This window comes from Pleurocapsa sp. CCALA 161 (assembly GCF_003003995.1).
Taxonomy (GTDB): Bacteria; Cyanobacteriota; Cyanobacteriia; order Cyanobacteriales; family Xenococcaceae; genus Waterburya.
This window is the reverse complement of the sequence record NZ_PVWF01000056.1, coordinates 1-23,855: the sequence shown is the minus strand read 5'-3', so window position 1 is coordinate 23,855 and position 23,855 is coordinate 1. Positions and strand designations below refer to the sequence as shown.

The window sequence follows — 23,855 nt, the reverse complement described above, 5'->3', positions numbered from 1 at the left end:
AGGTAGGGGCGAACGGCGACGCGAAGGACGCGAGCTTGCGAGCTAATCCTTTAGGGCGTTCGCCCGTACAGGTAGTAGGTAGTAGGTAGTAGGGAGGATTGATTCCCTAAGTCCCCAAATCCCCAATCTTCATCGATTGAGATAATATTCTCCACGGGGGAACAAGTCTGTATTGTATGGTTGGGGTTTCGTGGCTTGGGGTGCAAACTGACGCACATAAGCTTGACGAACATCCTGCCTAACTTTAACTGGATCGATTTGTGCCTGTTTTAAGAAGCTGACCACCTGGGGTTGCTCTAATCTTTGTAACAACAACTCTTTATCAAAAGCAATGGGTTCATTACTGCCAATTAAAATCCAAAGATTTTTTGCCATACCGACTTTGACAACATAGGGAAAGACACTTTGCATAGTTTGTTGCGCCCCTGCCCCCACATCCCACTGGACAAAAAAGCCGACCGGTTGAAGATGAGCCTGTACCTCTTGGAAAAATTCTTGAGAATAGAGCATTCCTGCGCGCGATCGCCAAGGTTGAATGGCATCTGCCTCAATAATGTCGAATTTTTCCTGGCTCATAGTTAGTTCCCTGCGTCCATCCCCCACAATAATTTCGTATCTAGGGTCTTGAAATAGATAGTTTAAAGCCTTTCCTGCTGGTCTTTTGGCGTATTGCTTTAATACGGGTAATTCTGCCCCTAATAGCTCGATAATTTTGATTTTTTTGGTCAGGGGATTAACGCCGACGGTGTGGGGAGTTCCCCCCGATCCAAGCCCGATAATCATAATCTTTTTGGGGTTAGGATGCAAAAGCGCGGGGATGCTGCCTAATAATCCATGGATGTGTAGATAGGGAAAATTAGCCTGTACCTGACCGCTAGCAAGTAGTTTGCCTGTACCATTGGTTTCGGCGATCGCGGCTACGCTGGTAGAATCTTCGACTACTTGGAAATAGGCTTGGGGATCGACGGCATGAAGAGCAGCCCAAAGACGATTATTACTAGGGAAAATCGCCGTTGTCACGACGGCAAGCATAATTAAAGCAGCGATCGACAGATTTTTGAGTAAGTTAGGGCGAATTAAGAGTAAGAAACAGACGCCAATAATCACTAAAAGCCGAATCGATCCTGCTGTACCTAATATATCGATTAAGACTAAGCCTGTTAATAAGCTACCTAAAGTATTGCCCAAAATACTAGCCAGATAAATAAAGCCTACTCGCTTGCCAATTTCACCATAATTTTGCTGAACTGCTTGCTGTACCAAAGGGAAATAAAAACCCATTAATAAACTGGGGACAATGGTAATTACTCCAGGGATAACTAAATATTTAAATAATACTTCTCCACCTAAGTTGTTTAAGTTGATAAATCCTGCATCCGATCGCAAACTAGGATGAGCTTGCCAGTAAAGCCCAATGCCCCAAATGGCGATCGCTGAATAAAGAGAGATAATCCCTTGAATAATTAAAAATACTTTTTTTGGCTGACGGATATAGGCAACAGCTTTCGCCCCAATCATACTGCCGATGGCACTGCTAATTAAGACAAAAGCCAATAAATGACCGTAGGTATAAGCATTAGACTGAAGGGCAATATCTAAGACCCTAAACCAGATAATTTCCCAAGAAATTGCCGTAAAACCCGAAATAAATACTAATAAATACCAAGATTGAAGAGATTGAGTCTTATTTTCTAACGGTGCAGTGGCAACCTCTAATTGATGTTGCAGAAATTTACTCTGGGAAAAACGAGCTGCTAAAATTAACGCCGACACCCCAACTGTAAAGCTAAAACTCGCGCCTAAATAGACAGTCTTGTCATAACCTAAAGTTCCAACAATATACCAGCCAGAAACCAACGTTCCCAACCCAGAACCAAGGGTATTAAAGCCATACAGCCAGCCAATTAAAGACGCAGCCCCCTCAGTGCTACGGTTAACTGCTTTAGAAAGCATGGGCAAAGAAATCCCCATCAAGACAGTAGGGACTAATAAACTGAGAAACACAATGCCCAAAGTTACTGGTAAAGATTGAGCCAGATATTGCAGACGCAGAAAAAGCAAATCATAAAAAAGAAAACGGCTAGCCAAGGCAAAAGCAGCAATACCTAGATTGCAAAAGCCGTATACCATGACGCATTTTTGATTAGTCAGGCGATCGCTAAGCGAACCCCCAAGCAAATTTCCTAAGCCCAAACCTAATAGATATGAAGCGACAATAATCGTCACCGAACGCACATCAGAACCAGAAAACAAACCCAGCATTCTCTGCCAAGCCACCTGATATAATAAGGCATTAAAACCAGAAACAAAGTATAAAGCAAAGAGAAATGGTGTTTCCCCAAAACCATTCAGGGAATAGATTCGAGTAGTTTTGGCGGTCGACATAATTTGAGAATAACAAACAAGCTATCAAGCTTAAAAAATAATCTTATTATAGTAATTGTTTAACTTGTTCTTGTAGCCATTGGTTAAACAGATCGCTAGCAATGAGATAGCGCATTTTACTATCTAACTTGGGCTGAGTAATTTGCGAAACAAAAATCAAGTATGTTTGCTTGTTGACAACAATAGGCTTAAGGACTTGTGGGGGATTAGCCGCAAATACCGCCATGGAAATTTCTGGCTTGAGTTGACTCCGCTTTAAGCAGCCTCGATAGCCGCCGCTGTAACGTAATTCTGGTTCTTGAATATATTGATGGGCAACATCCCAGAAGCTAAATTCTTGTTCTTGAATTCCATAAAATAATTCCATTCCTAAATCAAAATCTGCCAAAACTATCTCGTGAATTATGGCTTCAGTATAATCAAGCTGATGTTCGTAAAAATATGCTTCAACGCGATCGCCATATAAATGTTGAGCTAATTTTAAACAGAGGCAATTGTAATAGATTAGTTGTTCAAACTCCTCAATGGATAAACTATATTTTTCTAGCCAATTTAAAGTTGCTTGAGTACTAAAAAGATTATTTTGCAAGCGAAAACTATCTGCTGCTTGCTGTATTTCCAATTCGCTGAGGACAACATTTTCGGCTGTGGCAGTATCGCTAATAATCTTACGACTAGCAATTTCTTTGGTAACCTCAGGCATTAGACGAGAAAATTTTATTTGTTGAATAATTTCTTCTGGGCTAATAGCAATTTTTTCTGACATTCTGAATCACATTAAAGACCATTGGTCTATTAAAGCTGAATACCACCCTTTTTTAAACTTTTAAATGGAGCGAGAAAAATATCCGCTAAACGGCGCTGACGAATGACAATTTCCGCAGTAGCAGTTTGTCCTGGGGTCAACATAACTCGGCGATCGCCATATTGAATATAGTTTTGTGCTAATTCAACTTCAATCTCATAGAATTCTGCTGGCAGATTTGATCCAGGGGACTCATTTGTCGATGATGATGAACTTGACGAACTTGATAAACTTGATCTAACGCGCGAATCAGGGGAAATCCAGGTTAAACGACCAGGCACAATACCATAGTCTTGAAATGGATAGGCATCAAACTTGAGTTTGACAGGTAAACCCACTTCCAGAAAGCCACTTTGATTACTACTCATTCTGGCGCGTAAAACTAAAGGCACATTTTCGGGGGCAATTTGGGCGATCGTTTGCCCTGGCTGCACCACTGCCCCTGGTTTGGCGATCGGTAATTCAAAGATTGTTCCCTTGACAGGAGCATAAATCTTGCGTTGCTGCAATTGATAATTTAAACCTTTAATTAAAGTTTCCGTTTGCGCGATTTCTCCTTGGAGGTTGACAACTTGCGACCCAGTATTTTTTAATTCTTCTTCTATTTTCAGACCCGCTAAATTATTTGCCTCCACTAAAGATTTAAGCCCTCGTTGCTGTTCTTGATAACGTAAAGCAGCTTGTTCAATTTCGCCTGCTGTTTGCTGACGTAACTTGTCAAAGCCCTGCTCTTGCTCTTGATAGCGGGACTGAGCCTGAGCAATTTCAGCTTGAGTTTGATTAATACTTTCCTTAGTTTCTTCAGCGGTTTGTTCGGCTTCTGCCAACCTATCTTGAGATATGCCACCCTCTTTAAAAGCATATTGATAACGGGGTACTTTGGCGATCGCTTTGTGCCATCTAATTTTTGCCATCTGATGGGCAGACTGACTAGCTTTGATTGCACCTTCAGCCTGTTGGATTTGGGCTTGTTTTTCGGCTAGTTGATTTTCATAGTTGGCTTTGAGAGAAGACAGATTTTCTTTTGCTTGGGCGATTAAAGCTTCTTTTTCAAACTGCTGTGCCTGATTTTGCTGCTTTTGAGTTTGCAGCGAGATTGACTGTTGATTTTTGAGTAATTGTAATTGGTTTAGTTGATTTTGCTGCCCCTGTAATTTTTGTAGTTGCTGATTAAGCTCTGCGTTGACAAGTTCCGTGTCTAATTCCACCAGCTTTTGTCCTGGGGTAACTTTGTCTCCCTCTCGAACTTCAATCGACATTACAGCACCGCTGACGGGGGCATCCAGCCTGACGACTTTACCTTGAGGCTCTAATTTACCTTTAGCTGCACCAATTTCATCCACTTTGCTAAAGGTGATCCAGGGAATCATTACCATTGTTAAGCCAATCAATACATATAGTAAGGCTCGCAAAGAAACTCTGGGTAAGTTTTCGACTCCTTCTCTAGTAGATTCTGACCAGTTATGATCAGCGGTTGCTACTGGGGGAAATTGTGTTTCATTGTCTAGGATCTCGATTTTGGGGGTAAGAACTTTTTTCAACAGCCCTGGACTTAATTGAGTGTAACCTTGGCGAATTGAGGTGATAGCGTTAGTTAACTCTTGTGCTGAACTTCCTTTGAGTAAATAGCCTGTCGCCCCAGCAAATAAGGCATTTTGCAGATATTGTTCATCTTCGTGAGAACTTAGCACCATAACCTTACAGCTAGGGAATCGCTCGACAATAATTTCGATGGCGGTCACTCCATCCATTTCGGGCATTTCTAAATCGATTAATACCACATCTGGCTCTAGGGATTCGACCATAGCGATCGCCTCTTCTCCATTCCCCGCCATGCCGATAATTCTGAGATGATTAACAGTTTCGATTTGTTTACTAATAAAACGTCGGGCAAAACTCTGATCGTCTACCAGCAAAATCTTTATTTCTTGATGCTGATTAGATTCAGGAATGACAGTATAGTTTTCAATTTTTTTCATCGTCTGTTTTGAGAATCTAAAATCTAAATAAATTTTTATAAACTAATAAACTTCAATGAGCGATCGCTAGCTGTTGTTGATTGAGGTGGAAATATTGACCCCGTTGAGCCATTAATTCTTCATGAGTACCGCTTTCGACTAAAAGTCCGCGATCCATCACCAAAATTAAATCTGCCTGGCGTACGGTCGAAAGGCGATGAGCAATCACTAAAGTGGTTTGATTTTTTAAAATAGTATTTAAATTATTTTGAATAATTCGTTCTGATTCTGCATCTAAATTGCTAGTAGCCTCGTCCAGAACTAGCAAACGAGGTTTTCCTAATAAAGCACGGGCGATCGCCAAACGCTGTCTTTGTCCCCCCGAAAGCAGCCCTCCTCCTTCTCCCACTTGAGAACCATATTTAAGCGGTAACTCTTCAATAAAGTCGGCCGCCCCCGCCAGGCGCGCAGCTTCTTCGATCGCTCCTTGACTGGCATGAGGATGACCAATGGTAAGATTTTCTAGAATCGTCCCCCCGAACAAAAACGTATTTTGATTCACCACCCCTGTCTGTTGTCTGAGGGATTTAAGGGAGATTTTATTAATGTCGTACCCGTCAATAGTAATTTTTCCCTTAACAGGGGGATAAAGTCCCAGCAACAGTTTAGAAATCGTGGTTTTGCCCGAACCACTGCGCCCCACTAAGGCAATTGTCTGTCCTGGTTGAATCTCAAAGCTAAGATTTTCAATCGTATTAGTTTCGCTTTCTAAGTCGTAGCGGAAAGTAACATTTTCAAACCGAATCTTTCCCTTGATCGGGGGGATAGTGACTAAATTTTCTCCTGCTAACCCTGCTTCGGCTGGAGTATTGATGACATCATCTGTGCGTTCAATTGCAATTCTAATTTCTTGAAAATTATTCCACAGAGTAATCATTCTTTTGATCGGACTAATTACGTTAGCCACCAGCATATTAAAAGCAATTAATTGTCCAATCGTCAGTTGATTTTGAATTACCTGCCAGACCCCAAAAATCAACAACAGGCTAGAAACAGTGGTGTCAATTAAATCAGTACACAATTTCACCCGTTCTTGAATCATTTGCCCAGAAAAGGTAATCCGAATTGACTCATTGATCAAATCTTCCCAACGCCACCTCACGGTTTGTTCTACTCCCATCGACTTGATCGTACTAATCCCCGTCAAACCTTCAATGAGATAACTTTTTTCTTTAGTGCTGGCATTAAAACTTTCGCGGGATATTCTCACTAAAAACGGTGTAGCAAAGATCGTCACGATCGCAAATATAGGCACGACGACTAAAGCCAACAGCGATAATTTCCAGCTATACCAAACCATTAAAGCGACATAAACAAACAAACTGAGAACGTCTAAGACTGTAGTGATGGCATCTCCCGTGAGAAAACCACGGATTTTGCGATTTTCGTTAATTCTTGAGGTAATATCGCCGACATAACGAGTTTCAAAATAGTTCAGAGGTAAATTAAAGGTATGCCCTATAAATCCCACAATTAAGGATAAATCCAATCTGTTAGCCGTATGATAGAGCAAATAACGTCGTAGGGTCGAAATTACGACCTGAAAAATTCGGAAAATAAGCAACCCTGTTCCTACCGCAATTAAAGTAGGAACACTACGTTGCACCACTACCCGATCTAATAAAATCTGGGTAAATATAGGAGAAAATAACCCAATAATTTGAATGATTAGCGAGGCTGCAAAGATTTCCAGTAAAACTGCTTTGTATGGCTCAAGTATTTTTCCATACTTCCAGAGGTTTGCCTCTGTTTCTGGCACTTGTTCAAACTTGGCTGTTGGTGTTAACAGTAATGTATAGCCAGTCCAACCAGCAACAAACTCCTGGCGACTGATCACACGTCTGCCGATCGCTGGATCGGAAATAATAACTTGCCGTTTGGTAACTTGGTAAACCACTACATAATGGTTTCCTTCCCAATGGGCGATCGCTGGTAATTCTTGACTTTGGAGTGCTAATAAATCTGCTTTGCGCGGTCTGACCATAAAGCCTACGGATTCCGCAGCAGTAATTAAGCCCTTAATGGATGCTCCTGAACGATCTACATTAGCTACTGCCCTTAATTGATTAATACTAAAGTTTTTACCCCAATATTTGCTAACCATGACCAAACAAGCCACCCCGCAGTCGGAATTACTATGTTGTTTGAAAAAAGGATAACGTTTGGAAGATTGTTGCCACCAATGAGCAATTTTTATTTGGGGACTGGGCAAATAGGGCAGAGGTGTGGTGGCTGGAGCAACTTTTGCTGGAGGAATTACTGTTTTTAAAGGAGCGATTTTAAGGACAGAATTTTTGTTTTTGGTTTTGCTTGACGGTTTGACATTTACTTTTGCTTCAGCACTATCTGCCAAAATATATAGTTGAGTGGGTTTGGTGATTAACCATTCCCCTTCTAAAGGCAAGATTTCTTGGGAGTACAATTGACCTGGAGTTAATTTTAGACCCGAACCATGAACCATTTCTCCTTGACGCAATATCCACAGTTGTCTGTTTTCGGTCAATTGATCGGGCAATATTCCTGGCTCAAATTGCTCTGTTGTTAATAAAGGCAAAATAGGCAGTAGTTCTTCCACCGAGTTTAAACCACTGACTTGTTGACACAACATCAATAAATCTAACTTTTCTCCCTGACGATAAATATATTCCTGAAGCTGGGGATGAGTCTCAAACCAAAATCGTGCTGATTTGGCATCCAAATAAGCCAGCTTTAAGCCCAAAGAAGCCCGAAGACTGTAAGGCTGCCAACCAGGATCGGTAAACAGACCGATTTGCCCCAGCCAACCTTGAGTTACAGAAGCAATCAAATTATCTTCTCGATCGATTAATCTGACTTTCCCTGTCAAAATGAGGTAAATTCCGCCTTCTGTCTGATCAAAACGCCGAAAAAGTTCTCCTGGATTGGGGTCAATAACTTGTAGTTGGGATAAAAACTGCTGAAGTTGAGATTCTGATAAAAGATGATTTAAAGACTGCTGAATAAATTGTGGGTTTAAATCTGGTTTTGAAACCACCATAGTGAATCGTTTAATTGAGAAGAAGCAGATGGGTTAAGGTCTTGAATGGTAATTCTGCCTGATTTTGAGTTACTAGAAGATTGAATTGCGTTAGCAGAATCCTGGGAATTTCTGGTTGATAGACCCATCTGCTTGAGCAAACGATTCACATGGCGATCGCTAATTTCTATACCTAGTTCGGTGCTTAAATGTTGGCTTAGACATCTGGCTGTCCAACGTTTAAACGCATACCCGTGGTCTTGAGGACTACTGGTTACTAATTCTTGCAGACGCTGAAGATATTCATCGCTAACCCTTTTGGGTCTTCCGACACAGGTATCTTGCCAAGAATCACTTGCTGGTTTTTTGGCGATCGCCATCCAATAACGAGCCATATCTTTAGAACAGCCCAAAGCGGAACAAATCTCCACCTGGGATTGACCTAAGTGACTCCGCAGAATTATTTCTAAGCGACGACGATGTCTGGGATCTAAGTTTTTGACCGACTTGTCGGACAGTATCTCAGCCAAGATACTGCTCAAGTCTTGAGCTTGATAGTTGACAGTCATTATTCTCCATTAAAAATGATTCAGATTCTTGGTTTTACTTATAGCATTCGATTAACTACACTACTAAGTTTTATTAATTAGAAAAAAGACAAAAAGACGACAATTAAGTCAAAAAGATAAGTGTTATATACTAATTTAACTGCTTTATTTGCATGATTATCTCAATTGAGTCTAAATAAATAAAGTACTTTTTTGGGTATTTTCACTTGAATGAATCATACCTGAATTTCGTTGACTGTGGTTATTAAAGAATAGTTAAGCTGTAGTTAAGTTTAATACATTCTAATTAACCTAGTCAAAATAATAAGTTAAGACATAATTTTTAAGCTACTGTAGCTTATGTCTTTTTTTCTGCCATTTAGATGAATTTTGGCGGAAATTTTGCGTTATAAACATACACAAGGATTTATTTCCCCTTAATTCATTCAATATCTAAAGAGATGCACGTAGTATATGCTCTTTGGTATTAACTCACAGCAAAATTATCAAAGGTAAACAAAATGGGAATCAAAATTAACGAACTTTCTCCTGTAGGCGCTAACTTATTTGCAGACTCCGAAAGCTTCATGGGTAACATTCGCTCGCTTTCCGAAGATGAACTAAAAGTCTCTGGTGGTGGCGGCTACGGTCACGGTCATAGTGGCAGTGGCAGTGGCAAAAGCAAAAGCAAAAGCAAAAGCAAAAGTAAAGGTAGCGGTAGCGGTCATTACGGCTGTGGCTGTGGCTATGGCTGCTAAAGCGAATTTTGCTCTAGCTTAAGATTTTCACGGTTACAGAAGAGTTATTGTGATGAGCATTAGCTCTTCTTGTAGTTACATCTAAGTTTAAGTTGCGGGTAATTGAACCTAAATAAATATAAATTTAAAACTTTAAGTAAAAATTTTTAAGCTTGTGTCATTAATTCTGAGTTCCGAGAACGTAATTCCCTACTTGAAACAACAGCAAGTTTGTCCTTTAGATAGTCAACTAGCACAACCAGTTGTCCCTGAAGAATATAAAAACTTTAATTTAATTGTCAGATTGACCGATGGGACTAATTATATTGTTAAGCAGGAGCGCTTTAATGGAAAAGGAGAAGCGACTGGTTGCTTAAAGTATGAATGGCTGATTAATTTGTTGTGGGCTAATTTTGCCCAACTAAATCCAATTCAAAAATCAGTTTCCCAACCTGTACATTTTGATGACGAAAATAAAATTCTAGTATTGAATTATTTTCCCGAATATCTTCCCTTGTCTGATTTCTATCAAGATAATCATGATTATCCTTTAGCCATTGCTGAAGCCTTGGGGACAAATCTAGGGCAAATACATCGCCTCACTTTCGCTAAATCTGAATATCAAAAATTTCTCGCTCAATATACTAGTAAACGTAGTGCTGGAGAAACCCCAAACTTCTTGCGGGGGTTAGCAAGAGTTGGACCAGGAATTTTTGGCAATATTTGTTCCGATAGCATCGAATTTTTTAAACTCTACCAAAAGTTTCCCAGTCTGCATCAAGCAGTAGTCAATCTACATCAAGACTATCAGGCTATCTGCATAACTCACAATGATCTAAGATTTAGCAACTATTTAATTAATCAATCAGGCAACAGCAAATCATTAAAATTAATTGACTGGGAGTTTTTTGAATGGGGAGATCCTGCCTTAGATTTAGGTACGGCGATCGCCAAATATTTAGAACTGTGGTTAGATAGTTTGTATATAGATTCTGATACAGATTTTAGTGTGGCGTTAAGTTTAGCTACTTGTCCTCTAGAAAAAATTCAACCCAGCCTCAAAGCATTTATTCAAAGTTATCTAAGCCAGTTTGCGCAAATTTTGATCATTAAACCAAACTACCTTCAGCAAGCAACACAATTTGCAGGACTTAGTTTAATTAAACATCTACAGCAAAATGCTGAGTATCATCAACCCTTCGATAATCGAGCGATCTGTACTATGCAAGTAGCAAAAAGTCTGCTGTGCTATCCCGAACAGTCTATTGTTAGCGTATTTGGTTCAGAACTGACAGAATTGACCCCTGATAACGCCGTAGCTGTTTAATCTTTAATCAGAAAAATATTATGACTGTATCACTAGACCGCAAAAATCCTAGACTGGAAGATACATTAGCCGATATTGCCAGCACAATTGAAATTCAAGCTGATTTTACCATTACCCATCCTCAACACAAACCGATTGAATTACCCAGAGAAATTCAAGAACGTTTCCGACAAATGCCTGAATCAGTTCAAGATCAATATTTACAGGTTAAGATACAAACTTTAATTCACGAGCTTTATTATCACTCTGCTGCAATTGACGAAGCCAGTGCGCAAAGCGAGTCCTTGAAGGCAATCCCTCAACTACCAGCTAGCATAGAAAATCAAGCGATTAAATGGTCAAAGAGCGAATTTTATCAGCAACTGCGGATTAACAATCATTGCGATGGTCACTTTGAATCTGGCTGGTTAATCACTGGCACAACAGCTGAAGGCTTTTTACAAGTCCGCAAAAATGATCTAACTCTGCATATTCGCAGCGATCGCCATGTGCTTCCTCAAGAGCAAAATGCCCAGATAGGAGATACTATTGCCGTTAAAATGCCCCCTCAATTGGTCGAACCAGGTTTTTATACTGCCGTTGGTAGCAAGGGTTCAATTAATGATCTTCCAAGCAATTGCACTATTGTCGATGTTTATTGTCATCTCAATTCTGAGGGTGCATTGGCATTAATGGATCGCTTGACCATTGAACTCAATCAAATTACCATTCCCTTTCATTTCAAAGTGATTTATTATCCCGATAATTATCAATGGTGTGATGCTGCGGTATTGAGTTTTAGTAAAGATGATTATCCTCAAGTCAAGCCAATTCTCGCGAATATTTATAGTCAGACCCAATCCTATTTTCAATCCACAATTCCTTTATTTACCAAGTATCTCGCTGATGGAGTGGGTTTAGCCGAAAGACCATTTTCTCATGATGATGCTGTTAAAACTCGTAGTCAATACTGTCTTCAATTAGTGGCACAGGGTTTGCTCGACGCTTGGAAAGCTAATCAACCAACTCCAGCCATGAAACTTCAGCAGATCCGCGATCGCTTTACCGATGCAGGAATTAAGCTAGCGCAACCATATCTTAATCCTGATTCGCCAGATATATATGACCACGGTATTGTTAGATTTTAGATTAAAGTAGAAAAACTACTACCCGCGATCGCTTGAATTACTTTTTGTCGTAAATCATAGCTATAAGCCTTTGCCATTTTTATCGCTCTATTTAGTTTCTTTTATCTTACCTTTTGTCTTAACACTCGTGACCGCTACTATATTTTCTGGCTAGTTTGCGGTAAGCTTTTTTGATTTCTTCAGGGGTTGCTGCTTTGCTCACCCCTAAAATTTGATAGTAATCTTTAAAATCGGTTGCTGCCATTATTTGCTTTCACCTCCGTAATTATGGACAGGAGAGAGAACAAGAATCAAAGTTTGCTGTAGCTCTTCTAGTTGTTTAGCTCACAGTGTTTAATATATAGTAATCGAGCAAAAACCTAAACCCAACTAGCTAAAAGCTTTTTTGATAAAAAATTTGCTAACTGATTAGGAATTTTCTTGGGCAAAATGCTTGGCTAAATTTTCGGCTGATAAAACAGCAGTGTATTGCTGTGCCAATTCTGGCGTGGCTAATTCCAATAACACGGTATTTTCCAACCAAAACTCAAGCACATCAAAGTAACCACGGCTACAGCGTACACATCGCCACTGTTCCCTCTGGGCAATCGATTCAATTTGAGACTGGTCAAGGGGTATAGAAATAGCAGCATGAGTCGCAATAAATTGGCTGAAAGTATTTTGTTGATACTGTATGGGTTTTGCGTCTTCTCCTGGAATCATTTCTGTCCCCAGGGGGTAAACCTCAACTAAAGTTCCGTACTCATCGCCAGCAAAGGCGACAAAACTACCTGGATGAGAGGGAAAAGGGGCGCAATAGCCTTGGAAAAGTTCTGCTATCACCTCCGCAACATGAAGGGGATTTTGAGCAGGAAGAGAGATATGATGAATCATGATTTTTTACTACTAATAATGATGAACAATATAATAAATACTGGGAAAGTTGAGATTTTATTTGCGCCAAGCATATAGGTTAAAAAGATTAGAACCTTTGAACATATTTTCTTGAGTAACTTTAATTTCTGCTAAACCGTGCTTTTTTAGTAAATCTGTAATTATTTGCAGTCGATGCTCTAGATCGTGAACCTCAACGACAACTTGCTCGATCTTTTGCCAATCGGGATCTTCTATACCTAAAAGTACATCTAACTAGCCTTTCTCGACATCTATTTTCAGTAGGTTAATCTGATCAATTTGATGTTCGCGGATAATTTCGGAGAGAGTCCTTAGTTGGCAAGTAACTTGCTGGGTTTTAAAAGCAGTATCTAATTTAGATTGAATTAATCGCGATCGCCAAAATGAAGGCAACCATTGAAGCCAGCGCATAGATTTAGGTGCATTTTTAAGATTGCGCACAATAGTCTGTTGAAGTTGATTTTTTAGTTCTGGTAGATCATCCTGGTAGGCGGTGGATAACATTGTGGCATTGGGATGATAAGCGAACTGGATACTTTTGGATTCCTGGGCAAGTCCACAGGGAGAAACTTTGATTTTCTCTGGATTAAAGCGATTAGCATTAGCCTGTAAAACTTTGTAAATAGCAGGAATAGGTTCAAAAGCAAAAATATTGACATTTTGACGACACTTTTGATCAGCCCAGAGCGAAAATAAACCAATATTAGCTCCTACATCAAAGATAGTATCCCCTTCACATAGCTTGATTCCATATTTGATATAGTCTTGAATCTGCTCGTAAAGCACTGGCACTTCTTCTGGTTGTAGACAAAATATTTGAGTGCCATTGGGTAGTTCTGCTTCAAAAAGCATAGTTGACATAATGATCCCTTGATTAGATTCAATAGCTCTTAGCTTTTAGCTTAAGTTAACTGTAACAGGTGTTAATTGGCATTCAGTGGGGGATTGTGACCCACCACTGAATGATGTACCGCTAAAAATCAAAGATTTTTAGCGGGGGCTCTTTTACCCAATAGCGCAGCGCGTAGCGCAGATCGTCGTAAGACGACTGGGACGCTACCGCGTCCGCAGCTGTTAGCCGTTTACACTCGCGTGATCTTGATTAGCTCTGAAGCTAAAAGCTTTTTGATAAAAAAGTTAATTGGTAGTGCGAGCCAAAACTGGTTTTCCTGTAGCAATAACCTGTTCGATGATGTCGGCAGCTTTACTTACTCCTCCCCCTTGCTTATTTGCTGCTTGCAGCTTTAAAGCATTTTGTTTATAAGCATCAACTGTCAAGACTTGTTTAATCGCCTTTTGTAACTTCTCTACACTTACTTGTTTAAGTGGAACAACTTCCCCTGTGCCTGTTCTGACTATACGAGCAGCTATTCCAGGCTGTTCATTCGTAATCGGAATGGCAACAATAGGTACTCCACTACTCAATGCGCCCAAAGTTGTATTCATCCCTGCATGAGTAATAACTAAAATGGCTCGATTTATTAGTTTTTGGTGAGGTGCAAAAGAAACTACAATAACACTATCTGGCAAATTATAATCCTCGGGTTTGTTAAGGGGATTGCCTAAAGAAATGACTAACTGTGCATCTAGTTTAGCCACAGCCTCTGCAATAGACTGAAATATTTGTGGTACTTTATTTTGTAATGTTCCAAGAGAAGCATAAATAAGAGGTCGATCTGTTAATCGCTCCCAAGGAAAAGTAAGATCGGGAGAAGAAACGGATTCTATACTAGACGGATTTTGTAATGGACCAGTGTAATGAAAATGAGCGGGCAAATTGACTCTGGGGAAATCAAATTCCCTCGGTAACTGACAAATTTGAGCCAGTTTCGAGTAAGCATCCTGCCGATTTTGATACAAAGGTAATTTCCATTGGTGCCGCTGTTTTTGAATTTCTTGCCAAATAGAAACTGATATGCGATTAAGGAAAAAGTTACCTACTTGATTCCGAAGTTGCGCCCACCATGCTGTGTTATAATCCCAATTGGTGAAATAAGGTGGAACACCAGCTTCGCAATTAATCAATAAAGCATTACATACAGTTATATACGGTAATTTAAGCCAGTCTGCAACTGTGCCGCCAGCTCTAAGAACCTGGTCAACAATCAAAACCTCTACTCCAGCAGATTTGATTGCTTCTGGCAGATTATTAAAAATCATTTTAGTTTCATTTAAAATCAACTCGATAGTAAATTGGAGACCTTCTTTCCCGCTCATTTTTCCTAGTTTTTCATATTGTTGCTCTAGCGATCCGCGAGGAAATTCTTGTTCTCCAATTAACCAAAAGTTTAATCCTGAATTTTTGACTTTAGTTTCAATGTCTGAGATACCGAAAATAGTAACCTTATGATTACGTCTTTGTAATTCTCCTCCTAAAGCGCACATTGGGTTAAGGTGTCCAATAGCAGGAGGACAAACAATGCCAAAATGAGTCATAATACCTCTTAAGTAAAAAATTTTGTCTGGGAATTGACGCTGAACTTAATTACACACATTTTCTCATCTGAGCTTCTTGCCGCGATCGCTCATCGAGTTGATTGAGATCCAATCCCTCTACAGGGGCAGCAGTGGTCATAACTTTGGTGCGACTTTGAGATTTCCAATATTCGTACTTGAGTAGAGGAAAAGAAGCAACCTTTTTCGCCAACGCCCAGAAGAAGACATAACTAGCTAACAAGCGTTCTGATGCACCAAAACAAGATTCTCGTAGCTGTTCGATCTGCTCTTTTTGTTCTGTGACGGCAGGATTTCGGAAATAGATCCCATCGTTGTTACTGTTTAAAATTAGAGATTGACTAAAACCCTGACGGGCGATCGCTGGATTTTGACCTACAGCAACTATTTCTGCACCAATATTCAAGTTTTTTATGCCATTTGCTTGTTTTCCTGTCATAATTACGGCATTTTCTACTGCTTGCTGTTGTTGACCACGTCTGCCGTCAGGGATACCTAGCCAAATTAACGTACCACGCACTACTCGATGTCCAAAAGTGTGTAGTAAATGGTTCTGGGGATTAGCACTATGTACTTCGATAGTTGCAATGCCGTAGCTAAGGGAAAAGAGTTTACTAACGTATGCCTGTAAGAGTTGGTTTACCCAAGTTACATCGCCAATAACTAGAGTTCTTTTACCGATCCTGGCGAGTAATTGTCGGCCTTGATAATAGCGGATGCCTAATGTCCATAACCAAGCACCAAAGATATAGAAAGTGATATCAGCTAGAGCAATTATCGGTGCTAGAAGTTGGGTTATATCTGTAGAAAGGTTAACGAGGTTAAATAGTAATCCCGACAGGGTTTTGACTAAAGGTAGAGCATGACCAAAAGGAATTGCCCAACCGACGGAAATTAAAATATATAGGGCGTGAATTGCCCAGGCTAGAGGAGTTTCAGTAACGTGATTTGCCCAATAACGACCACGATCGCATAATCTTTGTTTGGTAATTGATTTGATTGATTCACCCTGGGCAGTAGTACCGATAATCTGCACAACGTTTTTATTTAAAAAATCTTCTTTCATCATTGCTAAAACCATTAAACTTTCTGAAGTTAAGGTCATACCCAAAGGATTAGAAAGGGGAAAATCATGCCTCATCTGCTTGGCGAGATAAAATAATAACTCGGTCAAGGTTTGCAGCGCAGCAGCTACCGTTACTGTACTGGGTTCGGCTATTGTGCGATCGCTACCGTTGATAAAAACGCGATCGCGACGATCGTTGTCATTGTTTAAAAAAGCAGAGTTGGTAATTGTCGTTAGTCCACCTTTACCTTGAATAGAATTAATAAAACTGCTTAATTCTCCCGTCAGGATAAATATTTCGCCAATAATCCCCTGATTACATAGATAATCAAAAATATTAATTACCTTGACTGTAGAAAAGGTTTGACCCGATTGAGTGATCGCTAGTACCAGGGAATCTCTACCCAGGTTGAGTTGACCAAAACCCCGATCTAGCTGCTGTAAAAGCTGATTGGCAGAGGTAGTGACAATGTTTAAAAAGGGAAAAACTACTGTTAAATCTTGAGCGAATTTTTCTCCTAACCAGAGGCTATTTTCTTCGCCTGTGATTAACAGATCGGTAGTGGGCATGGTTCTGATCTGACTGATTAATCCAGCCTGAAACATCAATCGTTGTTTTTTCTCAAATCGCTGCACTTTTTCCGTCAAAAGATAAATTAAATAATCGGCACTGCGACGGTTAAGGGAAGTGGGATTTTGCCAGTCGGTTTTAATTTCATGGAGTAATCTGGGAATTGAATTTATGTCATTGGCAATAGGATCGGGTTTTTCTGGAGTGGAAAGTCTAATGTGGGATAAATAAGGATGATCCTCCATCGAGATCCATCTGTCTTTTAGATCCTGCTTTCCTAATTCCTGCTGTTGGCTTAAGGAGTAAACGATTAGATCTTTTGCCGTGACTTTTGCCACTTCACCGCTTTGGGGCGACAAATCTAAACGAAAAGACTGGGGCTTATTCAGCAAAACGCGATCCACAGCAGCAGGTTCAGAAGCATACACCATATAGTCTTGCGACCAATTAAAACCGATGGTAAGTGGTTGCCCCTTGGCACACAGAACTAATTCTGACTCTGCCAAAGTAGAAGCCGTAACCAAACCGAAACTGCCTTGGGCTTGAGAAATAAAGATTTGGTTTGCCCGATATACATCGTTATCAAAAAATGCTTGGAGGGTAAATTGAATTAGGGATATCGTCTGCAATTTTGACCAGTTTACCGTTGAACTATGGTTTTCCAATGCTTGAAGCAAATTTTGGCGCAGGTTGCTAGAGTATTTTAAAGAGTCAGGGTTAATCTGCCAGGCATCTTGTTCTAAGTTAGAAAGTTCTAAAGTATAGATCTGTTCAAATATTTCTGCCCAAATATTTAAATCTTGCTCCCTTGGGGCGGTATTCGATGCAGCAGCCGTCGGTTTTTGTCCGTCAAAGGCAGCTTCAATAGAACTGGCGATCGCTTGTTGATAAGCCAGTCGCACCGAGGGATACCACATTCCCTGAGTTACTAATAAATCCATCATCCCTGCAATCTTAGGGGAATCTCCTTGAGTGGCGTTGGGTGTATCTAAAACTCGCTCTAACCACAAGCCCAGGGTAGTATAATCGACATTTTGATTAAATATTTGCCAACTAGCAAAATCGCCATTATGAGTAATGCGATGATGAACATTTTTAGTTGCACACCGCCATTTTTGTTCCTTAAACTGCCATACCTTTTCGTTTCTCTCCCCCATCCATTCGTGCCAATGGGTTTCTAGTTCCGAGGGGACAGCACCACTGGTAGCATAGCGATAGTGCCATATCCCCATTACCGAAGCTTTTGGCGGTTTTACGCCAGCAGCGATCGCTTGATTGCGGATCAATGCAAAGGCTGCTTCGAGAGATTTAGTTAAATTACCTCTTTTTTGCTTAACGATTTTTTTGCCCACAAACACATTGCGATCGCCATTTCTGCCGATAACTAATCCTCCACCCGCCTGTTCGCCTCTAACTTCTGTCTCTTGCGCCATTTGTTGAGCTATGTCGAGCATTCTGGTAGGTAACAGCAGATTTCCATCATCGGGTTGACGTAGAGCAATTAAGCCAAAGTTGCCACAGTAAAAGCAATCTGCCACTCCTGTTCTGAACGCTTGGAGATCGGATAAGGAAGATACGGCAATTAGTAGATTAGCAACGCTCAAAGTTTGACTGAAAAGATTATCGGCATACCAGAAAAAGAAGATCGCCAGCGAGAGATTAAAGAATATTCCCCCTGATGCCTTAATTTTTGTGTAGGTAGTTTTTCCTGATGCTAGATAGGGAGATGGGGAGATAAGGAGATAGGGAGAAAGAATAGGAATGAATATTTTATTGCAAGGTAATAAGGATTTTAAAACAGTTTCAATATTTTGATGTTCCAGAATGTTGGTTAAATTAAAAGCTGATAATTCTCTGTCGGCAAGAGCGATCGCGGTGGTATGTCCCAAGCCGTGAATTATAATTGCGCTGTTCCAAACTAATCTCAAGATTAAAGCATAAATTATTAATAACGAGCAAATATAAAATAATTCTCTAGTTTGAACTGTATTTAAGATAATTATTAAAGCGATCGCTTCGGGAATAAGCTTGACTAATTTTGCTAATCTCAGATACTTTTGCATGATTTTTACCTTTGACTTACTATTTATCAGGGCGAGGCTGTTTACTCCTACGGATTGAGCGGGACAAATTCATAACCAAACTTGTCATTTCCTGGCTGCATCTTAACTAGCTGAATATTACCAGCGCGATCGCCTGAAGGAAGAAAGTCAACGGGACTAGTCGCACCTGGGGCAGAAAAACTAGGATTAGAAAGATTTTGTTGGATACTAATTCGAGTAGGATCTCGACTTTGGGCGATCGCTGTAATTAAAGCCTGGGTGGCATCATAAGCTGTAGCACTGCGCCAGTTAACCTTACCTCCCCAAAGTTTTTGGGCGATTAAACTAAACTCAGCATCGGGATTGTTTTTAATATGCCAAGGTATGGCTAACACCATGTCTTCGGCAGCTTCACCAGCAATTTGTAAAGTTTTGGGAGTATAGACATCATCCCCAGCCAGTAAACTTAACTTTTGACGATTTACCTGAACCACCTGGAGAGCTTTATCCAGGGTACTAGTATTAGCAGCCAGCATAATTGCTTTGGCACCACCAGCCACTGCTTCTTGATAGCGATCGCTGGCATTAAAGTTAGGATCGGCTAGATCAAAAGTATTAACTACTTCTCCTCCAGCAAGATAAACCGCAGCCGTAAACTCGGATTTGAGAGATTCACTATAGTTACTTTGAGAGTTATAAAAAACCGCCACCTTTTTTTGCTGAAGATTTTCGAGCATATAGCCCGCTAACCCCCTAGCTGCCAGATAATCGCTGGGTACAGTACGAAGGATATAGGGGCTGAGGTTAGATAGTTTGATGGAAGTACTGATCGGGGAAATGGCAACTAATTTATGAGCTTGATATATTGGTGCGGTAGCTAGAGTTACATCGCTGGCATAATGTCCCACTACTCCTAGAATCTCTCGCTCTTGAGTAAGTTTTTTAGCTACTTGTTTGGCAATTTTTGGATCATTATCATCGTTAATAATTTGCACCTTTAAAGGAATGTGATTAATTCCTGCTGCTTGATTAATTCGATTTTGTGCCTGGGCGACACCCCGTAAAATTTCTTGGGCGGCATTGACATCACTTCCAATCGGAATAGAAACAGCGATGCTATAAGATTTGGCGTTACCGATACGGGCATTGTTCAGATAAATTAGAGCTTCTGGATCATTAGCCACGTTTTTGAGGGATGCAGTTAACAAAGATGTCGCACGATCATAATTGCCTTGAGCAAAAGCAGCGATCGCCATTTCTTTTTCTGGCGTAGTAGTTTGAGGAATTAAGATCTTTTCTCCCTGACTAAATCGAGCTTGCAGTTGGGCATCTTTGCCAACTGAGTTATTGGTGTCAGAAAGCCCAGGGGCAACATCTAAATCTGACACTTTTAGACATAAAAATCCCCCTAAGATTAAAACTGCGGAAAAAGGGATAAAAAATAGAGATTTAGCTAATAAGTCACCGAGAATTGAGGTTTTTGTCCTGAAACTTGGTTGATTGAAATTTTCAGCAGTAGTAGTTTGGCTAAATTGAGAAGTTGTAATTATAGAGATGTCTTGGAGAGTTTTACAGACTTCGGCTGCACTACCAAAGCGCTCACTAGGATGAGGTGACAGCATGGTATTTAATATCCATTCAAGCTTGGGACTAAGAGTAACTTCTGATTGCCAATTCCAACGGTAGCCATCAGGATTGATTAATTGCTGGGGTTCTTTGCCCGTTAATAACACTACTGCCGTAGCAGCTAAGGCATATAAATCGCTGTGGGCGTAAATAATTCCCCGTTCCACCTGTTCTGGAGGGGCATAACCAGCCTTACCCAGTGCCGTAGCAACTAGAGGTATTGGGGCATTTGTAGTTACTTGGCTTAATTCAAGTTGAGTTTTGATTTCGACTTCTTTAATGCAGCCAAAGTCAATCAAGACTGGGAGTTCATCTTGATTGCGTAAAATCAGATTATCGGGAGAAATATCGCGGTGAATCACTCCCATCGAATGAATGTACTCTAAAATTGGCAGAACTTGAGTGAGTAATTTTTTAATTTCCCCCTCGCTAAATCTATTATTTGTTTCTAAACGTTGATTTAGTAAAGTATGATAGGTTACTCCCTCAATATAATCTTGAACCAAAAATAAATGTTCTTCTTGATCGTTATGTTGTCGATAGCGAAATAACTGGCGAAATTGAGGAATCTGAGGATGCCGTAAGCGATATAAAACACCAGCTTCTCGCTCAAACAACTCCTGTGCTTTTTCTAGGGCAAATGTACCTTTAAGTTGAGGTGCAAATTCTTTGAGAACACAAAGTTCGTTAAAACGATTGGTATCTTCTGCCAAATAAGTACGGCTGAATCCGCCAAAACCTAACTGGTGTAAAATACGATAGCGCGATCGCAATATATCTCCTGAATTTAGCAGCATTGACTTGATTATTGCTTGTTCTATGTCTCTCATCTGCTTGCACCTAATACGTAAATTTTGAGCGAGATTAAATTATTTAATGGGAATTTATTTAGTTTGAGATGAGAGCCAGAATAAAGATGATCGGCTTGAGAGTTTGACGATTAACTTGAGATCAATGAAGCGATTGTGACTTAAAGTAAAAGTAGCGATCGCTGTTTCTCTGATATTTTTGACTGTCTTAATCGTAGAGAATTAAACTAATCTAGACATCTGAAAAACGTCTCGAATTGACCTCTGACAAAAGTGATAATTGAATCTCTGACTTTAGTAATGTGTTAGGTATATATTCCTAAGACTTTAGTCTCCTAACTAAATCATTGAGCGCTACCAAAGTGATAAGTTTACCTGCAACAGTGGTAAATAAATTACATTTCACAGTTAAATAGAAGAACATTATTCCTAATGTAATTTTTATGATTTCTTCTTTTAAATTTTTACCCAATCCATTTCGCTTCCTGCTCATTACCGAATGGGTAATGCTTGCCAGTTGTGGCTCTTTGGCAGTAGTAGAAGCTTGGCAGGGTCATACAATCCCCATAGAACACATCTCGATCTTATTTCTGTTGGGTTTGATGGGTTTGGTTTTACCTAGTGGAAACCTAGCGATCAAGGTTGTCTACACGGCACTGGAAATTGGCTTGATCTTTTACGGCACAAGACTAGGCTATCTGCATATCTTGCCGACGTTATATTTAATTGTCGTGATGCGGAGTTGTTTCCTGTTTAAACTTATGGGACGTTGGATCGTTACGGGGATAATCTTTATATTATTTTTGACTGACCAGTACAAATATATTGTACGGTCTGTACCACAAGATCCAGAACTACAAATTCATTTTGGGATGCACGTCGTCGCCGAAACCCTGGTGTTTGGCTTAGGAGTCTTTTTTGTCTTACAGTTGACCAACAAAATACTATCCGAACGCCAGATGAGGCAAAAACTGGCTCAAGCTCACGAACAGTTACAAGAATATGCTCAAAAAATTGAAGAACTAGCAACTGTGCAGGAACGCAATCGTATTGCTCGTGATATTCACGATTCTTTGGGTCATGCTCTTACCAGTTTAAATATTCAGATGCAAACTGCCGTCAAACTATGGGAAAAAGAACCCGTACAGGCTCATTCTTTTCTCACTCAGGCTCAATCATTGGGGAAAACGGCAATGCAAGAGGTACGTAAATCTATTAGCACTTTAAGGGAAGACGCTAAAGAAGAACAACCTCTAGAAGCCAGGATGGAAACTTTGGTAGATGATTTTCGTAAAGGGACTGGATTATTAATTTGTACAAATATTTGTCGCTGTGGTCAGGTTTCTACACCAGTAGCTAAAACAATTTACCGTACTGTCCAAGAAGCTTTAACTAATATTTTTAAATATGCTGAAGCTACGGAGGTTAGAATTGATCTTAAAACTACTTCAGCAGAATTGAGCTTAACCATAGAAGATAATGGTAAAGGTTTTGACCCTAAGCAAAAAGTTTCTGGGTTTGGATTGCAGGGAATGCAAGAGCGCATAACCTCAGTTAATGGTCAGTTTCAGCTAATCTCTTCAATAGGAAACGGATGTCGAATTGAGGTTAAAATCCCAAATACTAATGCGTTCCAAAATGTTTTGCAAAAAGTCACATAAATAGCGATCGCTAATTTTTGCCAAACGAGCGTAAAAAACGAGATTTAGAGATATTCAAGCCTTGAGGCTGTGCCTTAACTTTCATCACTTCTGTAATAGCGATCGCATTACATATCTTTTGACATAGCTGACGTAGCATTTGGAGTTTATCCTGCACTTAGAAATAATTTATAAATTATTTTTATACCCAACTCAATATTTTTTACTAGAACTCTTATGCCTTTTTTGGTGAGAGTTTTTTTTATATTTAACACTTTTTATCAATTAAATATACTTTGATTACTATTAATTATAATTGCAACTTTAGTCATAGATAAATTAATCTAGCTAAGTAACTAAAGTAATAGGGAGTCTCCTTATTTCGTTGATTGAAATTATAGACGTTTGTTAGATGTTTTATTTGGGTTTAAATTTTAATATAAAGCTAGTTAAAAACCAAAGCACAAGTTCATTAACTCTTGCTTGGTAGATAACTTAAATCAACTCAAATTATTAGAAAAAAACAATGACTAAGATCAACAAACAATCCATATCTCTCTCTAACATCAAAGCTGTAGAAGATATTGACCATGAATCTGCTGCTGCTATTTCTGGTGGAGCGTTAAAAGCTACAGATGTGACTTTATACTCCGAATCAGACTTATACGGAGCTCAATTTTCCAGTAATAAAAAAATAGAAGACTTAACTGAGTTTGGTTTTAATGATGCTACTGGATCTATTACTATCCGTAATGATAAAGCATGGAGATTCTACGAAGATGTAAATTTTACAGGCAATTATATTGACGTA

The 23,855-nt window shown here is 39.8% G+C and carries 16 protein-coding genes and 1 pseudogene; 5 read left to right on the top strand and 12 right to left on the bottom strand.

The genetic code is table 11. The features are described 5' to 3' along the window. Positions 1–129 precede the first annotated feature (129 nt). The 5 genes from C7B62_RS14330 to C7B62_RS14310 are packed head-to-tail and all read right to left on the bottom strand — an operon-like array spanning position 130 to position 8,772. Positions 130–2,385 carry a fused MFS/spermidine synthase gene (locus C7B62_RS14330; protein ID WP_106237537.1) on the bottom strand — a complete coding sequence of 752 codons (2,256 nt, stop codon included), beginning with the start codon at positions 2,383–2,385 and terminating at the stop codon, positions 130–132. Between the two features lie 46 nt (positions 2,386–2,431). Continuing rightward, positions 2,432–3,151: a peptidylprolyl isomerase gene (locus tag C7B62_RS14325; RefSeq protein ID WP_106237534.1), complete on the bottom strand. Its 720-nt coding sequence runs from the start codon at positions 3,149–3,151 to the stop codon at positions 2,432–2,434. 29 nt (positions 3,152–3,180) lie between these two features. Continuing rightward, on the bottom strand, positions 3,181–5,169 hold the full coding sequence (locus tag C7B62_RS14320) for a response regulator (RefSeq protein WP_106237531.1): 1,989 nt from the start codon (positions 5,167–5,169) through the stop codon (positions 3,181–3,183). A gap of 52 nt (positions 5,170–5,221) precedes the next feature. Continuing rightward, the gene (locus C7B62_RS14315) at positions 5,222–8,224 is read right to left on the bottom strand and encodes an ABC transporter transmembrane domain-containing protein (protein ID WP_106237527.1); all 3,003 of its coding nucleotides are present in this window, start codon (positions 8,222–8,224) and stop codon (positions 5,222–5,224) included. Then, entirely contained in the window at positions 8,200–8,772 is a 573-nt protein-coding gene (locus C7B62_RS14310) for a helix-turn-helix domain-containing protein (protein WP_106237523.1), read from the bottom strand. The genes C7B62_RS14315 and C7B62_RS14310 overlap by 25 nt, the downstream gene beginning before the upstream one ends. A 500-nt stretch (positions 8,773–9,272) precedes the next feature. Here C7B62_RS14310 and C7B62_RS14305 point away from each other — a divergent pair, with 500 nt between their 5' ends. The 3 genes from C7B62_RS14305 (at position 9,273) to C7B62_RS14295 (ending at position 11,942) form a co-directional block, all read left to right on the top strand. Next, the gene (locus tag C7B62_RS14305) at positions 9,273–9,509 is read left to right on the top strand and encodes a hypothetical protein (protein ID WP_106237520.1); all 237 of its coding nucleotides are present in this window, start codon (positions 9,273–9,275) and stop codon (positions 9,507–9,509) included. 154 nt (positions 9,510–9,663) lie between these two features. Then, positions 9,664–10,815, top strand: a complete 1,152-nt coding sequence (locus tag C7B62_RS14300; RefSeq protein WP_158260686.1) for an aminoglycoside phosphotransferase family protein — start codon at positions 9,664–9,666, stop codon at positions 10,813–10,815. A gap of 20 nt (positions 10,816–10,835) precedes the next feature. Continuing rightward, complete coding sequence (locus C7B62_RS14295; RefSeq protein WP_106237513.1) at positions 10,836–11,942, top strand: T3SS effector HopA1 family protein; 1,107 nt, start codon at positions 10,836–10,838, stop codon at positions 11,940–11,942. Positions 11,943–12,081: 139 nt separating this feature from the next. On the opposite strand, the pseudogene C7B62_RS14290 reads toward C7B62_RS14295, so the two are convergent. From C7B62_RS14290 to C7B62_RS14265, 6 genes and pseudogenes are all read right to left on the bottom strand, one after another. Continuing rightward, a pseudogene (locus C7B62_RS14290) lies at positions 12,082–12,186 on the bottom strand (DnaJ domain-containing protein); the annotation flags it as partial. Positions 12,187–12,350: 164 nt separating this feature from the next. Then, on the bottom strand, positions 12,351–12,815 hold the full coding sequence (locus tag C7B62_RS14285; protein WP_106237510.1) for a hypothetical protein: 465 nt from the start codon (positions 12,813–12,815) through the stop codon (positions 12,351–12,353). A gap of 255 nt (positions 12,816–13,070) precedes the next feature. Continuing rightward, complete coding sequence (locus C7B62_RS14280; protein ID WP_199194202.1) at positions 13,071–13,697, bottom strand: FkbM family methyltransferase; 627 nt, start codon at positions 13,695–13,697, stop codon at positions 13,071–13,073. A gap of 276 nt (positions 13,698–13,973) precedes the next feature. Continuing rightward, positions 13,974–15,272: a glycosyltransferase gene (locus tag C7B62_RS14275; protein ID WP_106237506.1), complete on the bottom strand. Its 1,299-nt coding sequence runs from the start codon at positions 15,270–15,272 to the stop codon at positions 13,974–13,976. Positions 15,273–15,321: 49 nt separating this feature from the next. Next, positions 15,322–18,990, bottom strand: a complete 3,669-nt coding sequence (locus C7B62_RS14270; protein ID WP_106237502.1) for a hypothetical protein — start codon at positions 18,988–18,990, stop codon at positions 15,322–15,324. A 47-nt stretch (positions 18,991–19,037) separates the two neighbouring features. Next, a complete protein-coding gene (locus C7B62_RS14265; RefSeq protein WP_106237499.1) occupies positions 19,038–21,425 on the bottom strand; it encodes a bifunctional serine/threonine-protein kinase/ABC transporter substrate-binding protein in 2,388 nt (795 codons plus the stop codon). A 422-nt stretch (positions 21,426–21,847) separates the two neighbouring features. Here C7B62_RS14265 and C7B62_RS14260 point away from each other — a divergent pair, with 422 nt between their 5' ends. Further along, positions 21,848–23,065, top strand: a complete 1,218-nt coding sequence (locus tag C7B62_RS14260) for a sensor histidine kinase (protein ID WP_106237495.1) — start codon at positions 21,848–21,850, stop codon at positions 23,063–23,065. Positions 23,066–23,075: 10 nt separating this feature from the next. On the opposite strand, the gene C7B62_RS25745 is transcribed toward C7B62_RS14260, so the two are convergent. After that, on the bottom strand, positions 23,076–23,222 hold the full coding sequence (locus C7B62_RS25745; RefSeq protein ID WP_158260685.1) for a hypothetical protein: 147 nt from the start codon (positions 23,220–23,222) through the stop codon (positions 23,076–23,078). Between the two features lie 348 nt (positions 23,223–23,570). Between C7B62_RS25745 and C7B62_RS14255 the strand changes: the two genes are divergently transcribed. After that, positions 23,571–23,855 (top strand): beta/gamma crystallin-related protein (locus C7B62_RS14255; protein ID WP_106237491.1); only part of this gene is annotated, 285 nt, incomplete at its 3' end.

Coding starts and splice junctions, on each gene's coding strand:
- C7B62_RS14330 (WP_106237537.1), bottom strand. CDS start 2,385: ATGTCGACCGCCAAAACTACTCGAATCTATTCCCTGAATGGTTTTGGG.
- C7B62_RS14325 (WP_106237534.1), bottom strand. CDS start 3,151: ATGTCAGAAAAAATTGCTATTAGCCCAGAAGAAATTATTCAACAAATA.
- C7B62_RS14320 (WP_106237531.1), bottom strand. CDS start 5,169: ATGAAAAAAATTGAAAACTATACTGTCATTCCTGAATCTAATCAGCAT.
- C7B62_RS14315 (WP_106237527.1), bottom strand. CDS start 8,224: ATGGTGGTTTCAAAACCAGATTTAAACCCACAATTTATTCAGCAGTCT.
- C7B62_RS14310 (WP_106237523.1), bottom strand. CDS start 8,772: ATGACTGTCAACTATCAAGCTCAAGACTTGAGCAGTATCTTGGCTGAG.
- C7B62_RS14305 (WP_106237520.1), top strand. CDS start 9,273: ATGGGAATCAAAATTAACGAACTTTCTCCTGTAGGCGCTAACTTATTT.
- C7B62_RS14295 (WP_106237513.1), top strand. CDS start 10,836: ATGACTGTATCACTAGACCGCAAAAATCCTAGACTGGAAGATACATTA.
- C7B62_RS14285 (WP_106237510.1), bottom strand. CDS start 12,815: ATGATTCATCATATCTCTCTTCCTGCTCAAAATCCCCTTCATGTTGCG.
- C7B62_RS14280 (WP_199194202.1), bottom strand. CDS start 13,697: ATGTCAACTATGCTTTTTGAAGCAGAACTACCCAATGGCACTCAAATA.
- C7B62_RS14275 (WP_106237506.1), bottom strand. CDS start 15,272: ATGACTCATTTTGGCATTGTTTGTCCTCCTGCTATTGGACACCTTAAC.
- C7B62_RS14270 (WP_106237502.1), bottom strand. CDS start 18,990: ATGCAAAAGTATCTGAGATTAGCAAAATTAGTCAAGCTTATTCCCGAA.
- C7B62_RS14265 (WP_106237499.1), bottom strand. CDS start 21,425: ATGAGAGACATAGAACAAGCAATAATCAAGTCAATGCTGCTAAATTCA.
- C7B62_RS14260 (WP_106237495.1), top strand. CDS start 21,848: ATGATTTCTTCTTTTAAATTTTTACCCAATCCATTTCGCTTCCTGCTC.